At 42.2% G+C, this 13,703-nt stretch carries 15 protein-coding genes; 11 read left to right on the plus strand and 4 right to left on the minus strand.

Features of this window, described 5'->3' with window-relative positions; translation table 11 throughout:
* The first annotated feature begins 201 nt into the window (after positions 1 to 201).
* Positions 202 to 867, plus strand: coding sequence for a glutathione S-transferase N-terminal domain-containing protein (locus ACYRY3_RS21575; protein ID WP_460203678.1), 666 nt, complete (start codon positions 202 to 204; stop codon positions 865 to 867).
* 255 nt (positions 868 to 1,122) lie between these two features.
* Here the strand turns inward: ACYRY3_RS21575 and ACYRY3_RS21580 are convergent, their stop codons facing one another.
* Together ACYRY3_RS21580 and ACYRY3_RS21585 are read right to left on the minus strand one after the other, a co-directional pair.
* On the minus strand, positions 1,123 to 1,563 hold the full coding sequence (locus ACYRY3_RS21580) for a YidH family protein (RefSeq protein WP_460203679.1): 441 nt from the start codon (positions 1,561 to 1,563) through the stop codon (positions 1,123 to 1,125).
* Positions 1,564 to 1,704: 141 nt separating this feature from the next.
* Positions 1,705 to 1,920, minus strand: coding sequence for a chlorophyll a/b-binding protein (locus ACYRY3_RS21585; RefSeq protein ID WP_460203680.1), 216 nt, complete (start codon positions 1,918 to 1,920; stop codon positions 1,705 to 1,707).
* Positions 1,921 to 2,257: 337 nt separating this feature from the next.
* On the opposite strand from ACYRY3_RS21585, the gene ACYRY3_RS21590 reads away from it, so the two are divergent.
* The 4 genes from ACYRY3_RS21590 (at position 2,258) to ACYRY3_RS21605 (ending at position 6,355) form a co-directional block, all read left to right on the plus strand.
* The gene (locus ACYRY3_RS21590) at positions 2,258 to 3,745 is read left to right on the plus strand and encodes a thymidylate synthase (protein ID WP_460203681.1); all 1,488 of its coding nucleotides are present in this window, start codon (positions 2,258 to 2,260) and stop codon (positions 3,743 to 3,745) included.
* Between the two features lie 239 nt (positions 3,746 to 3,984).
* Complete coding sequence (locus ACYRY3_RS21595) at positions 3,985 to 4,815, plus strand: dCTP deaminase/dUTPase family protein (protein ID WP_460203682.1); 831 nt, start codon at positions 3,985 to 3,987, stop codon at positions 4,813 to 4,815.
* Between the two features lie 44 nt (positions 4,816 to 4,859).
* Entirely contained in the window at positions 4,860 to 5,384 is a 525-nt protein-coding gene (locus tag ACYRY3_RS21600) for an XRE family transcriptional regulator (RefSeq protein WP_460203683.1), read from the plus strand.
* A 404-nt stretch (positions 5,385 to 5,788) separates the two neighbouring features.
* Complete coding sequence (locus tag ACYRY3_RS21605; protein WP_460203684.1) at positions 5,789 to 6,355, plus strand: deoxycytidylate deaminase; 567 nt, start codon at positions 5,789 to 5,791, stop codon at positions 6,353 to 6,355.
* A 492-nt stretch (positions 6,356 to 6,847) separates the two neighbouring features.
* Here ACYRY3_RS21605 and ACYRY3_RS21610 read toward each other — a convergent pair whose 3' ends face one another.
* On the minus strand, positions 6,848 to 7,384 hold the full coding sequence (locus tag ACYRY3_RS21610) for a P-loop NTPase family protein (protein WP_460203685.1): 537 nt from the start codon (positions 7,382 to 7,384) through the stop codon (positions 6,848 to 6,850).
* A 354-nt stretch (positions 7,385 to 7,738) separates the two neighbouring features.
* Between ACYRY3_RS21610 and ACYRY3_RS21615 the strand changes: the two genes are divergently transcribed.
* From ACYRY3_RS21615 to ACYRY3_RS21640, 6 genes are all read left to right on the plus strand, one after another.
* Positions 7,739 to 8,323, plus strand: a complete 585-nt coding sequence (locus tag ACYRY3_RS21615) for an adenylate kinase family protein (RefSeq protein ID WP_460203686.1) — start codon at positions 7,739 to 7,741, stop codon at positions 8,321 to 8,323.
* Positions 8,324 to 8,447: 124 nt separating this feature from the next.
* Positions 8,448 to 9,191 (plus strand): ribonuclease PH, encoded by a 744-nt coding sequence (gene rph, locus ACYRY3_RS21620; protein ID WP_460203687.1) that lies wholly within the window; start codon positions 8,448 to 8,450, stop codon positions 9,189 to 9,191.
* A 139-nt stretch (positions 9,192 to 9,330) separates the two neighbouring features.
* Positions 9,331 to 10,050 (plus strand): 6-phosphogluconolactonase, encoded by a 720-nt coding sequence (pgl, locus tag ACYRY3_RS21625; protein ID WP_460203688.1) that lies wholly within the window; start codon positions 9,331 to 9,333, stop codon positions 10,048 to 10,050.
* A 255-nt stretch (positions 10,051 to 10,305) separates the two neighbouring features.
* Positions 10,306 to 11,223 carry an FHA domain-containing protein gene (locus ACYRY3_RS21630; protein ID WP_460203689.1) on the plus strand — a complete coding sequence of 306 codons (918 nt, stop codon included), beginning with the start codon at positions 10,306 to 10,308 and terminating at the stop codon, positions 11,221 to 11,223.
* A gap of 35 nt (positions 11,224 to 11,258) precedes the next feature.
* Entirely contained in the window at positions 11,259 to 11,564 is a 306-nt protein-coding gene (locus ACYRY3_RS21635) for an FHA domain-containing protein (RefSeq protein ID WP_460203690.1), read from the plus strand.
* Between the two features lie 252 nt (positions 11,565 to 11,816).
* Positions 11,817 to 12,560: a M50 family metallopeptidase gene (locus ACYRY3_RS21640; protein ID WP_460203691.1), complete on the plus strand. Its 744-nt coding sequence runs from the start codon at positions 11,817 to 11,819 to the stop codon at positions 12,558 to 12,560.
* 111 nt (positions 12,561 to 12,671) lie between these two features.
* On the opposite strand, the gene ACYRY3_RS21645 is transcribed toward ACYRY3_RS21640, so the two are convergent.
* The gene (locus ACYRY3_RS21645; protein ID WP_460203692.1) at positions 12,672 to 13,688 is read right to left on the minus strand and encodes a 2-hydroxyacid dehydrogenase; all 1,017 of its coding nucleotides are present in this window, start codon (positions 13,686 to 13,688) and stop codon (positions 12,672 to 12,674) included.
* Positions 13,689 to 13,703 lie beyond the last annotated feature (15 nt).

The raw sequence follows: 13,703 nt of genomic DNA on the forward strand, positions 1-13,703 counted from the left end.
ATGGTTAGTGGTTAGTGGTTAGTAGTTAGTAGCTGAACCAATGATGCAATCAAAGTTTGACCGCTAAACACTATCCACTAACTACTAACATTCCTCATGTAAGAAAGTTGATTTTGGTGTAACGAAGAGCGCTCGCACCAAACACCGTGTCGGCTTTCCCAAGTCAATATTTCAAAAAATGTTCAAATACGGAAATAAACCATGATTGAACTATACTATTGGACAACCCCCAACGGACATAAAATTACCATGTTTCTTGAGGAGACTGGATTGCCCTACACCGTCATTCCTGTCAATATTGGTGCAGGAGATCAATTTAAACCTGACTTTCTCAAGATTTCTCCTAACAATCGCATCCCGGCAATTGTCGATCGCGAACCTGTAGCTGGAGGTAGTCCAATTTCCGTCTTTGAGTCCGGTGCAATTCTACTATATTTAGCAGAAAAAACAGGCAAGTTAATTCCAACCACAGATCTGCGACGCCGAGTTGAAGTTTTGCAATGGTTGTTCTGGCAGATGGGGGGTTTGGGTCCAATGGCAGGACAAAACCACCACTTCAGTCAATATGCTCCTGAAAAAATAGACTATGCAATTCAGCGCTATGTAAATGAGACAGGACGTTTATATGCTGTCTTAAACAAGCAATTAGCAGACCGCGAGTTTATAGCAGGTGACTATTCTATTGCAGACATTGCCTGCTACCCTTGGATTGTCCCTTACAAACCCCAAAGCCAAAACCTAGAGGATTTTCCCAACCTCAAGCGCTGGTTTGAAGCTATCAAAGAACGTCCGGCAACAATTCGTGCTTACGAGAAAGCAGACGCATTCAAAGGAACCAAACCCAACATTTCAAGTATGAAGTATTAAGGATGAAGGATGAACCTAGATTGGGTTGAGGAACCAAACCCAACATTTCAAGTATGAAGTATTAAGGATGAAGGATGAACCTAGATTGGGTTGAGGAACCAAACCTAACATTAAATCGAATTAGGGATTTCCAAGAAATAAATTAACCAAAATTGTGGGGTGGGCGTCCTCGCCCGCCCACCACCTACGTCTGAGACAGACGTACCACAAAAAATTTTTGAGTATTTTTTTATTTGGAACTCCCTTATTGAAGTTCTAACGCCAATCTCGCGACTGCGGCTGTATCGGAAGTCTTGATGGATTCGAGAAAAATTTATCCCGAACCAGAAGCATTGGTATACTAAGCAAGCCAAAAACCATGACAAATCCAGTCATTACCCACACAGTGAAGCGTCTTGGTTGATAATTTCCCCGTTCAATTTGCCAAAAAACTTGATTGTACCGCCATGCTGCTAAAGCAATAGTCACAATACCAAATACAACTAAAGAAACACCTAAATTTTCTGAATTGAATAACGGATGAGATGGGGGTTCCTGCTGAGTTAGAGTAGAGTTAAGCTGGCGTAAAAATAGACCAAATCGAGCAATAGCAAAACCAAAGCCTATCAAAGCTATTGAAGTACGCAACCAGGCTAAAAATGTTCGCTCATTGGCTTGATGTTCCCTTTGGCGGTCTATATTGGGCGTTTTGCTCATAATAACTAAGTAGTATTCTTTTACCCAAAACAGAACATACCGTATTTTGCTCTCATCAATACTCCTTCTACCGAATAGCTTTTACAAACAAAGAGACGCGATCTTGTCACGTCTCTTTGCTACCAATAATTAAAATAATCTTTAAAGGTTTTGTAACAAACCAAAAATTCCATGCCCTGTAAATACTTCTAATGCTATTAAAGCTACAAAACCAATCATTGCCAAACGACCATTAATAAGTTCTGCGTAGGGGGTGAATCCCGTGCGATCGCCTTGGTCATCTACGTAAACCTTTGGTTCGATCGCAAAATTGTTCATTTTGCCTGCTTCGTCAATTATGGCACCTTTATACTGCATGAAAATGTCCTTATGAAATGATTCCTGCTTATGTAAAGAAGTGTAACAAACATATTAAGGAATGTAAAGTGCTCTAACCTTGACTGCTTGTAGCAGGGTCGGGTAGTAATAGCTCTGTATCCAAGGTGGCTCAAGGCTTTTGCAAAAGAAAATCTCCTGAAAAATTTTTCTGCAGTGTAAGATTTAAAATCTGTATATCTTAAATTTTTTGCAGCCAACAGGCTAAAGCCTGCGGCTACACAAACGAAGCCCAAGCCGCAGCAGGCTTCATTAGCCGTAGGTAGGCTTTGCTCGTGTAGCTGCGACTTCAGTCGTCTAGGCGCTACAAATTGTAACTATGACAGTAAGCGCATTTCACTTTAAATACAAAGCACTGTATAAGCCCAACCAGTTGATTTACGGACAGGGTCAAACAGCAGTTATTACAGGATGGACAGTGAAGTCCAGCATAACTAAACACCTGCTTCCAGAAGAGTACGCAGTCATTGGACAGTTGTACTCACCAACAAGGGGATTGAACTTACTGATTCGCAATTTGCTTTTCAACCCCCACGTCCGCTACCTAGTGGTGTTGAATGCAACAAAAGAAGACAAGAACGCAGGTGCAAGTCAATGCTTGCTGGACTTTTTCTGCAACGGATTTGAAAAAGGTTTAAGCGATACTGGGAAACAGTGCTGGGTCATTCGTTCCCCCCACCCTGGGTACATTGATATTGAGGTTGAAGCCAGCGCTTTGGAAAAACTGCGACAGTCTATAGAGTGCTGTGAAGCCAAATCGATTGCTGAAGCTACTCATTATGTGAAGTTGTATGCTCAACGCGGAACAGTAGAGCCTTGGGGGTTACCTTTAGAATTTCCCATGTCAACTTCAGCAACCAATGTTGTACCAGGACCACGCTATGGACATCGAATTGAAGGAAAAACAATAGCGGAAACTTGGGTGAAAATCATTCACCGTATTAAGACAACCGGAACAATTAGACCGACTGGTTATGATGGGCAATGGCAGGAATTGATTGATTTGATGGCGGTCGTTACAGATGAGCCACCTGATTTTTACTTTCCCGAACCGAATTTTTTGCCAGTCGATCGTTCTTTCATAGAAGAATACATTTCACAGATTTTGGATGATGCTCCTTACCGAGAGGGTGTGAAGTACACATATGGACAACGCTTACGCTCCTGGTTTGGACGCGACCAAATTGACCAGATAATTTCTAAGCTTATATCAGAAATAGACGCCGCTAGTGCTGTCATGAACCTATGGGACGTTAAGGATCACGATCGAGGCGGAAGCCCATGCCTGAATCATATTTGGTTAAGAGTTGTTGATAATGAAATCTCACTAACTGCCACGCTAAGAAGCAATGATATGTTTGCTGCATGGCCAGCAAATGCAATGGGATTGAGGGCTTTACAGCTACATATTAGGGATGAAATTGCTAAGCGTTCTGAATATAACTTGAAAATGGGACCCTTAATTACCATTAGTCAGTCTGCTCATATATATGATGACACCTGGGACAATGCAGACAGACTAATTGCCAATCAATACGCTACTATCTGTAATTGCCGTGACTATGACGATCCCTCTGGTAACTTTCTTATTGAAGTACATGAAGAAGAGATAGTCGTTATTCAAACAACCACTGGTAGTGGAGAACAGGTTAAACAATATCGTGGTAAAAATCCACTCCGGTTAATTAGGCAAATTTGTTCTACTTCTCCAGCAATCCAGTCTGAGCATATAGGTTATTTGGGAATTGAACTACAAAAAGCAAGTGAGTGTATTAAAAACGGCAATCCATACATTCAAGATAAGTAATAACACGCAAGACTGAAAGTGTTTTAATTGACATTTGCCAGCAGAGTGAGGATTTCTCACTCTACTCACAATTTGTAACTTAAATCACCTTAAATAAGATTTTATCTACTTATAATCTATGTAGTGCAGTCAATGTATTAACATTGTCTGACTTTCTTATCTATGCTTTAGTCCAATTTGGCTTTGTATATTAAGTTAATTTAATAAAAATTTAAGAATTGCGGATTGGGGAGCGCTTAATGTCTGTTTTGAGTGACAACGATATTATTAGGGAACTTGGTAGAGGTATACTTTTTCATCCTCTAAAGCCAGGGAGCATAAAGGCTTGTGATTTATGTCTGACTGCTAGCGAGTACGCTTATGCAATTGGAAAGCAGGAACGATTAACTGTTCAAACAGAGCCAAATAAAAAAAAGCCAAGCGAGGAGCAGAAATATTTTTGTATACCTCCTAGAGATACTGCTTTAGTATGGACAGATGAAGCTGTTTACCTTAGTGGAAACTTTCGGGGTCCGCTTTATTCTAGAGTTGAGGTAGTTTCAAAAGGTATAGGACATATTGGAACAAGAGTCAACCCGTGTTGGTCAGGCGTTCTTTGTATAGCTCTTCATAACACCTCAGATGGAGAAATGCGAATTAACGTTAGAGATGTTAGCGAGCCCATTGCTTATTTAGCTGTTGAAAAACTCAGTTCCAAAACCTCAAGTAACCGCAATATTGATAAATCTGCGAGACTTGATATTATTAGTGGAAGGTCTAATACTAGTGATATTCATGATTTCTTTAATCAAAAAGAACATAGTTGGATGTCGGGTGATACCGATTTGCTTAAAAAATTAATGCTGGATTCAAGCGAGTACAAGAGAATAAAAAGAGGATTTCAAGATACATTACTAAGTTTTCTAGGTTCAGATGCATCCGCAAGGTGGGCTACAGTAGCTACGATAGCAGCTATGCTGTCAGCCATTTTTACAGGAATTCAAGCTTTCAACAAACCTGATTCTAAACCATCTCAAAATTCAATAAGAGTTTATTATAATTTTTCGGTAAAAAATCATAATAAGTTATGAACATCCAGTTTTCTTAGTATGATTGTTTGTTTTTGTTAACACCATTGAGCATTTTTGAGTTTATTGCTTTCAATAGAAAAAATAATAGAAAATTAAAGATGTATAAAGTATATGTATCTGGTGCTTTAACCAATGTTGAAAATATAGCAAAATGTCAAGTGCTTTACGAAAAAATAGGTTCGGTTTGTAACGAGGTGGGACTTCAAGCTTATGTGCCACATTTATATACCGATCCAATCAACAATCCTAATGTTAGTCCTCGTGAAGTTTTTGAAAAAGACAAACATCAAGTTAGTATCTCAGACTTAGTAATTGCTTATCTGGGCTCGCTCTCGTTTGGAGTTGGAATGGAGTTAGCTTATGCGGAAATAAACAAAATCCCTATCATTCTTTTGTATGAAACAGGTAAGCAAATATCTAGATTTCCACGTGGTATTCCTACTATAATGTCTGAAATTGAGTTTAAAGAAACTGAAGAGGCTTTAGCAAAAATCAAAGATATTTTGGTAAATTGGAAAATAGATAAGGATAAGTCACTAGTACAGAAAGGCGCTCAGTATGAAGGATAAAGGATAAAATTAAAAGGTTTACACTGGAAGCTTTAGAGCAATTGACAGCGATCGCCTTGTTGACGCCGACTTGTACCATAGCAATCTTAAAGGATTTACAAACATTCTCTTTTTTCTCATCCTCTGCGTCCTTGGCGTCTATGCGCTAGCGTGTATGCTTCGCTATGGCGGTTTCATAAAAAGTCTTGTTTGCAGCTGAAATAGGATTGCTATAGTTTCTTTAAATCTATAAAAAATATTGTTTTCTTAATTAGAAATAAACAATTCTTTCCTATAGCAATTCTAAGTAGTTTATGAACAAGGGCAATAGAGATAGAAAACCTAATATGTAAAGGTGTAGTTAGGAATAAAATACTACTGTATATAATAAATTGTATACTAAACTTAATATTGATTTAAAGATAATGCACGATCCTACTTCATTCACTAGCGAATCATACAAAAGACCCACATGGGATGAATACTTTCTCATGTTAGCTAAACTAGCAGCAACTCGGTCAACTTGCCTTGCTTTTCCAGTAGGTGCTGTCATTGTAAAAAACAGGCAGGTTCTGGCAACAGGGTACAACGGCTCACCATCAGGATCTGCTCACTGTACAGCTCAAGGATATTGTTATCCAGGATTAAGCAGTTGTGATGCTAGTAAAACTATGCCATCACGAGCCGTACACGCGGAAGCCAACGCAATTGCACAAGCAGCAAAGCACGGAATTTCTACAGATGGTGCAAGCATTTATGTTACCTTAGAGCCCTGTCTGTCTTGCTTAAAGCTCATTATCTCCGCTGGCATTAAGGAAGTTTTTTATGAAACTCAATTCAATGGAGGCGAGAAAGCTTTAGTAAGAAATTCCTTTATTAATGAAGGTTTAGTCACTCTCAAACAGATTCAATTACCTGAAGAAACAGTTCACAAAGCTGCTCAATTTTTGTTGAATCCAATCTCGCTTCCTGGAGAAATGGTAAGAGTGTGATGGTCTAACTGAGAATTTTAGTAATTTCTTATACACAGTGTTTCATAAGTCTTGCTTTTGCTCAACTAAGTATACAAGTATTTTGAATTGAACAATATTAGGTTATCTCATATCTTGCACCACCATTTTATTGAGAAAATAATAGGCTGAAAAGCTTATTGTTACGTAGGTAGGGCTAAAGCCCACCACCCCTTCCCACTTCTGGGCGTGCAAGATGTTAGTTATGCGGATTCAAAATAATGTTCGTGACAGATAACCCAACCCGTCCTATCTACCGTTGTGGTGTACGAGTTGAATTTACCCCCTTATCCCCGATTGAGGGGGGAAGATCGCACATCCAATTCCCGGATCTTTATAAGGGGAGGGTTAGGGAGGGGTATTATCCATATGTTGCATTCTTTTTTCAAATTGGTATTACAGAAACCGATTTATACCATTTATAAAGCCCGTATGCGCGGGCTTTACTTGTGTAGCCTTAAAATCCCAAACCACTTAAGGCTGATGAGTGCGGCGGATTTCAGTAATTTGGTCTGCCACATCCAGAATAGACTTGGGCATTTCCGGTCCTGTAAGAATAATATCGACCTGTGTGGGACGGTTTGCCAGAAATGCGAGAACTTCTGTTTCGGAAATTAAGCCAAAGTGAACAGCTAGGCTAAGTTCGTCTAAGACAACGAGAGAATACTTACCCTCGAAGACAACTTTTTGTGTATGTTGCCACAATTGTTGTAGGGATTGTGTTTCTGTTTCATCTGGGTGTGGTGTATCAATGCAGCGAGGTAAATTACAGCGAATCCAGTCTAATTTTTGTCCCAGGCGTATTGGGCGATCGTGACCTTGACCAATACCACCCTTAAGAAATTGTACAACCAACACTGATGTTCCCTGACCGGCTATTCTCAGTGCCTGAGCCATAACACTAGTAAAAAAGTTACGATGAGAACTAGTGAAAACTTGTACTAGTCCTTGTACGGAATACGGCAAGTCAAGTGTCGAATTTACGCTCGGGGTTTCTAGCTGAGCAACCATAAATAATGTCAAAAAAAGTACAATAAAGTAAAGTGAATTTTCTGAGGTTTTTTTTGAGAAATCTACTTGTATAATCTAGCTGTTTTTGCGATGTGTTATGTATTTGCCTGGTCGCATTCCCAGTCAACCACTACCTTCGCTCTCAAGTCAAGAGTTTTTGATATTTAGATCCTTGCCTTTTTTGAGAAATTAAGTGTAAAGAATAGAACATATCACTAAAAGTAGGAATGAATTAGAAAGGTAGAGCGCATGGTTGTGATATCGTGAAAATCTTTGAATAGTGGTTTGCTGTCTACTGGGGCAGTACAGATTAAGGATAGTTGTCAATGTGACATTTAGGAGGAGTAAACTGCTGTGAGATTGGTCATTTTAGGAGGTTCGGGAGCTGGGAAAAGTACTCAAGCATACAGGCTGAGCAAACACTTTGAGGTTCCTTTGGTTTCTACAGGTGAGATTTTACGAGATGCGATCGCCCTAAGTACAACGCAGGAGGCAAACTCCTGTTTGACAGAGTTAGGTCGCTTTGCACAGCCATACCTAGACGCAGGTGAACTCGTTCCAGATGAAACGATAATTGAATTTATTCGCAAGCGACTGACAAACCCTGATGTATTCTCTGGTTGGGTGTTGGAAGGTTATCCCCGTACAGCTTTTCAGGCAGAAGAACTGGATTTTTTACTAGATACATTGGGTCAAAAATTAGATTGGGCGATTTACTTACAAGTCCCGCAAGCAGTGATGGTGAGTCGTTCAGTAGAACGTTCTCTTCCAGATGACTTACCTGAAATCGTACAGCGTCGTGTAGAAGTCTTTTATGACCGCACTGTGCCCATTTTGGAATATTACGATCGCCGTCGCCGCTTGTTAACGATTAACGGAGATCAACTCCCAGAGATAGTATTGCAAAATATTGTCTCTCTTGTCTCCACACCCTCATAACTAGAGTTTTGTGAGGGTTCGATCGCAAAAAGTGAATTGTAACAGTCTTCTTTAAAAATACTTAAACCATTACATTGAAAGCTTAATCAGCGGTATTGTATATAAAAATTTTGAGGCAATCCCAATGGCTTGGCAGCGTCCTGACGGTCGGCAACCCAACCAACTACGTCCCATTAGCTTCCAGCAAGGTTTTACCCGTTATGCTCCCGGCTCCGTGCTCACTAAATTTGGTGACACTCACGTACTTTGTACTGTAAGCGTGACTAAAGGAGTCCCCAGGTTTCTGGAAGGAACGGGCAAAGGTTGGCTGACGGCAGAGTATAGAATGCTACCATCAGCGACCCAGCAGCGGCAAGAACGGGAATTTATGAGATTGGCTGGAAGGACACAAGAGATTCAACGATTGATTGGACGTAGCTTGCGAGCAGCCTTGGATTTCTCAACACTTGGAGAACTGACGCTAACTGTAGATGCAGATGTGTTGCAAGCAGATGCTGGAACAAGAACAACAGCCATTACAGGGGGGTTTGTTGCCTTAGCCAACGCAATTTCTCAATTATTGCAGCAGGGAGTCATAGAGCGATCGCCTTTAATTGGACAGGTAGCAGCTATTTCAGTAGGATTACTTAAAGAACAGCCGTTATTAGACTTAGATTATACAGAAGATGTCAGTGCTGAAGTAGATTTTAATGTCGTGATGAATCAAAACCTGGGGATCGTTGAAATCCAGGGAACTGCGGAGGAAGGCAGTTTTAGTCGCAACCAGCTTGGGAAACTTTTAGATTTTGCTGAGACTGGAATTCAGCAATTGTTAATTCTCCAACAGCAAGCTATAGTCGATTGGCAGGAACTCTATCGTGGCAGTTAACAGATAACAGTTGATACCTAAGCCGTTAGCAGTGAACCGTTAGTAGTAAAGCGATATTAAGAGTTTCAAAAGGGAGCAAGGGAAATTGTCATAATTTCGCTATTGTTATGCTGGAAGTCGCTAACGTGATGATAGAGCGATGAGCAAAAAAGTTGAAGTTCTGACAGATCAAGCAGCCCTGGTTAAGCGAGCGCTAGAATTGATCGTATCCAAGATAGAACCTGCTATTGCAGAGCGGGGAAAGTTTACCATTGCCCTTGCTGGGGGTAGTACACCAAAACCCCTGTACGAAGCAATTGCGACGCAAAACCTGCCTTGGGAGAAAATTCACGTGTTTTGGGGAGACGAACGTTACGTCTCACCGGAACATCCAGATAGCAATCAATTAATGGCACGTCGTGCTTGGTTAGATCGCGTTGATATCCCTGCGGCTAACATTCACCCCATGCCCACAGACGAATCCGATCCCGCCTTGGCAGCAGCTAAGTACGAAAAGCACGTGCAGGAATTTTTTCACTCTTCTCCCGGAGAGTTTCCCGCTTTGGATGTGATTTTATTAGGAATGGGAGATGATGCACACACTGCTTCTTTATTTCCCCATACGGCAGCATTAGAAGTAAAAGATAAGCTGATTACCGTGGGAAACAAAGATGGCAACCCACGTATCACCTTCACATACCCCTTCATTAACTCTGCTCGCTGCGTTATGTTTTTAGTTGCTGGTGCTAACAAAAAACCAGCCCTGGCTGAAGTCTTTGCGCCAGCAGCAGATAACTTCGCTTACCCAAGCCGCTTAATTCAACCAAAAAGCGAACTTGTATGGTTACTAGATTCAGCAGCTGGTAGTGAGTTGAAATGAAGTATAAAAGATAAATGACGAAGTATAGAGGATGAAGTATAAAGGATATGGCTTCATACTTCATACTTTCACTTCATACTTTTTTATACTTCATACAACTGCCCACTCATTGGGAAGCTAGTCTTCGGGCGTCTAAACACTTTTTCCTTCAACGGCTGCCCAACAAGAAGCACTTGTTAAAATCGGAAGCTAGAGTAGCCCCTCTGCTTGTCAGCACTATATTTTACGATTGAACTTCAACAAAGGCTTAACTCCATGATCGTCTGCCCAAATTGCAATCACCCAAACCCAGACGGCGCTGTCCAGTGTGAAGCTTGCTATACCCCTCTACCCGCCACGACTAACTGTCCTAACTGTGGGGCAACCGTGCAGGCAGATGCGTCTTTCTGCGGACAATGTGGCTACAATCTGCGGGCAGCAGCGGCAGCAGCTGCTCCTGCTCCTGCTGCCCCCACTGCTGTAGCAGCAACTGTTGCGCCTGACATTTCAGAAGTGCCACCCTTGGTTGTTCCTGACCCACTTGCTCAACCACAACCTCTGACACTCAGCGGTGCCAACAATAACATCTCTAACTCTTCACCTTTGCCACCTACAGCAGTTTCGGTTCCCGACCCACAATTCACGGCACAGAGCATACCACCTAGTGTGGCTCCTCCACCTTCTGTCAGTCCACAGCCAGTAGCTGTTCCAGAGCCAGCACCAACCCCTACTCCAGATGTGGAGCAAGCAACCGCCTCCGCACAACCACCTGCTATAGTACCACCTCCCCCTCCAGAACCAGCAGCAGCACCCACACCACCACCCGCACCCGCAGCAGCAGCACCTTCAAAAACTCAATTACAGCAGACCACGGTACGCCTGCTCCACATCCAAACAGATCGGGAAGTTGAATTGCCTCTGAATCTCTCTGTCATTCATATGGGCAAGCCAAATGACCGCATTCCCCCAGATATAGATGTCTCAGGTTTCCCAAATTCGGAAATTGTCTCGCGAATTCATGCCGATATTCGTGTTGAAGGAGACGCTTACTATATAGAAGATGTAGGTAGTTCCAATGGCACCTACATTAACAATTTACCCCTGTTACCAGGGAATCGCCACCGCTTGCGCCCTGGCGATCGCATAAGTTTGGGTAAGGGAGACTTGGTAACATTTCTGTTCCAAATCTCTTAACCCTTGTTTGTTTCACATTTAACACGTGTGCTAGTGTGATTACACTCATTCTTTTGCATCCACTGCAATCTATCCCGGCTCAAAGTTGGACTTTTGAAGATGAACCCATCATTCGCATCGGACGGGCGGCGGACAATCACGTTGTTCTCTACAGTGCCGTAGTTTCCCGCCGTCACGTAGAGGTAAGACGGGTAGATCGGGGTTGGGAAATTGTCAGCGTAGGTGCAAATGGAACTTATGTGGATGGAGAACGCATTCACCAAGTAACGGTTAGCGATGGAGTCATCTTTCGCCTCGCTCGTTCTGGTCCTCAAATCCAAATCCGCCTAAATAATTCATAATTCGTAATTGAGTTGATAATTATGAATTACGCATTACAGCAATTTTCAGGTTATTAGACCACAGTCGTAGGGGCGCAAGACCGCTGCGCCCTTACAAAGGGTGTGGTTCATTCAGGTGAAAACTGCTGTAATAATTACAATCTGTCTTATGGTGAGTTGATAGTGCCGTCTGAGACTATCAACGGTTAGGATGGATGTGCAACTGCGACCAAATGCAGCTTTAGGCAATACGATTAGGAAGATATACCCATCATGAGCAACCTTGGGAAAGATTTTGAACCCTTGCTTGCAAAAGAAGCCCCAGAAGCGATTGACCGCATGGGGTTTACTTGGCTAATTGCAGCTGCAGCGGCTACTATTTTGCTGTGGCAAGTTCCTCAAGGAGATTACATTTTATACCCATTCTCCATCCTGGCAACATGGTTCCATGAAATGGGTCACGGTTTGATGGCGCTTGTGTTAGGAGGAAATTTCCAGCAACTGCGAATTTTTCCGGATGGCTCTGGTGTTGCATTTCACAGCGGAGCTTTGTACTTGGGTCCCATAGGTCGTGCTTTGGTTGCAGCAGCCGGACCAATGGGACCTCCAGTAGCAGGATCGGCTTTAATTCTGGCTTCCCGCAGTTTTAAAACCGCAAATCTAAGTTTGACTATTTTAGGGGGTTTTTTGCTTCTTTCAACACTCGTTTGGGTGCGATCGCTATTTGGAATTGTGGCAATTCCCCTTTTAGGTTTAATTATCCTTGGGATCGCCCTAAAAGCCCCGCGATGGGTACAAGGGTTTACCATTCAATTTCTTGGCGTACAAGCTTGTATAAGTACTTACCATCAACTAAATTATTTGTTTAGTTCTTCTGCAGGTCCTGGTTTGCTTTCCGATTCAGCACAAATACAGCAACAGTTACTCTTACCCTACTGGTTTTGGGGCGGGTTAATGGCGATCTCATCCCTAATTATTTTGGTACAAAGTCTTCGTGTAGCTTATCGTTCCAGTTGATTTTTAAGACGTATCCCACAACCGTAGGTTGGGGAGCCACTGCGTTGTGGGGGTTCCCCCCATTGAAGCAAGTGGCGTTTGAGGAACGAAACCCCTGTAAAACACCAAAATCTAAACCTTAGCTGCAACTTTCTGTTGAGCGGCAATTTCATTCGGACAAGGACGACCTTGCTCAAAATCAGTAATATTAGCTATGGTTGTCTCCGAAATATTGCGTACTGCCTCTTCTGTAAAGAAAGCTTGATGCCCGGTAATCAGGACATTTGGAAAAGTTATTAAGCGTTGAAAAACGTCATCCTGAATAATCTCGTCAGACAAATCCTCAAAAAACAAGTCTGATTCCTGTTCGTAGACATCAATGCCTAAGTATCCAATTTTACCAGACTTCAATCCTCCAATCACCGCTTTGGTATCAATCAGCGCTCCCCTGCTTGTGTTGATAAGCATCATTCCCGGTTTCATCTGTTCTATGGCTTGGGTATTAATCAAATGATGGGTTTGAGGTGTGAGAGGACAGTGCAAAGTAATAATATCAGAGTTAGCAAATAACTCTGATAGTTCTACATACCGAGCTCCTAGCGTTTCAACTTCTGGATTGCGGTAAACATCATAGGCGAGAAGGTGACAGCCAAATCCTTTCATGATTTGTCCAACGATCTGACCGATTTTTCCAGTACCAATAATTCCCACAGTACGTCCGTGCAGGTCAAATCCCAACAGCCCATCAATAGAGAAGTTCCCTTCCCTGACACGGCTGTAAGCACGATGAATCTTGCGATTGAGACTTAAAATTAATCCAACGGCGTGTTCCGCTACCGCATAGGGCGAGTATGCTGGAACACGTACAACCGTCATGCCTAACTCTGCGGCAACTTTGAGATCTACATTGTTGAAACCCGCGCACCGGAGTGCAAGCAGGCGGGTTCCTCGTGAGGCAAGAAGCTCTAAAGTTGGGGCGTCAGCTTGGTCGTGTACAAAGACGCAAACTGCAGGAAACCCAGCAGCTAAGATTGCTGTATCTCGATCTAGACGGGGTTCAAAAAAGACCAATTCATGCTGATTTTGGGCATTTGCAGCTTCTAAAAACTGGCGATCGTAGGCTTTTGTGCTGAAGACTGCTACTTTCATAAAAAAATTCAAGCT

Source organism: Scytonema sp. NUACC21, assembly GCF_054684315.1.

What these genes read in the sequence shown, in the direction of transcription:
- ACYRY3_RS21575 (WP_460203678.1), top strand. Translation starts at nt 202, where the DNA reads ATGATTGAACTATACTATTGGACAACCCCCAACGGACATAAAATTACC.
- ACYRY3_RS21580 (WP_460203679.1), bottom strand. Translation starts at nt 1,563, where the DNA reads ATGAGCAAAACGCCCAATATAGACCGCCAAAGGGAACATCAAGCCAAT.
- ACYRY3_RS21585 (WP_460203680.1), bottom strand. Translation starts at nt 1,920, where the DNA reads ATGCAGTATAAAGGTGCCATAATTGACGAAGCAGGCAAAATGAACAAT.
- ACYRY3_RS21590 (WP_460203681.1), top strand. Translation starts at nt 2,258, where the DNA reads ATGACAGTAAGCGCATTTCACTTTAAATACAAAGCACTGTATAAGCCC.
- ACYRY3_RS21595 (WP_460203682.1), top strand. Translation starts at nt 3,985, where the DNA reads ATGTCTGTTTTGAGTGACAACGATATTATTAGGGAACTTGGTAGAGGT.
- ACYRY3_RS21605 (WP_460203684.1), top strand. Translation starts at nt 5,789, where the DNA reads ATGCACGATCCTACTTCATTCACTAGCGAATCATACAAAAGACCCACA.
- ACYRY3_RS21610 (WP_460203685.1), bottom strand. Translation starts at nt 7,384, where the DNA reads ATGGTTGCTCAGCTAGAAACCCCGAGCGTAAATTCGACACTTGACTTG.
- rph (WP_460203687.1), top strand. Translation starts at nt 8,448, where the DNA reads ATGGCTTGGCAGCGTCCTGACGGTCGGCAACCCAACCAACTACGTCCC.
- pgl (WP_460203688.1), top strand. Translation starts at nt 9,331, where the DNA reads ATGAGCAAAAAAGTTGAAGTTCTGACAGATCAAGCAGCCCTGGTTAAG.
- ACYRY3_RS21630 (WP_460203689.1), top strand. Translation starts at nt 10,306, where the DNA reads ATGATCGTCTGCCCAAATTGCAATCACCCAAACCCAGACGGCGCTGTC.
- ACYRY3_RS21640 (WP_460203691.1), top strand. Translation starts at nt 11,817, where the DNA reads ATGAGCAACCTTGGGAAAGATTTTGAACCCTTGCTTGCAAAAGAAGCC.
- ACYRY3_RS21645 (WP_460203692.1), bottom strand. Translation starts at nt 13,688, where the DNA reads ATGAAAGTAGCAGTCTTCAGCACAAAAGCCTACGATCGCCAGTTTTTA.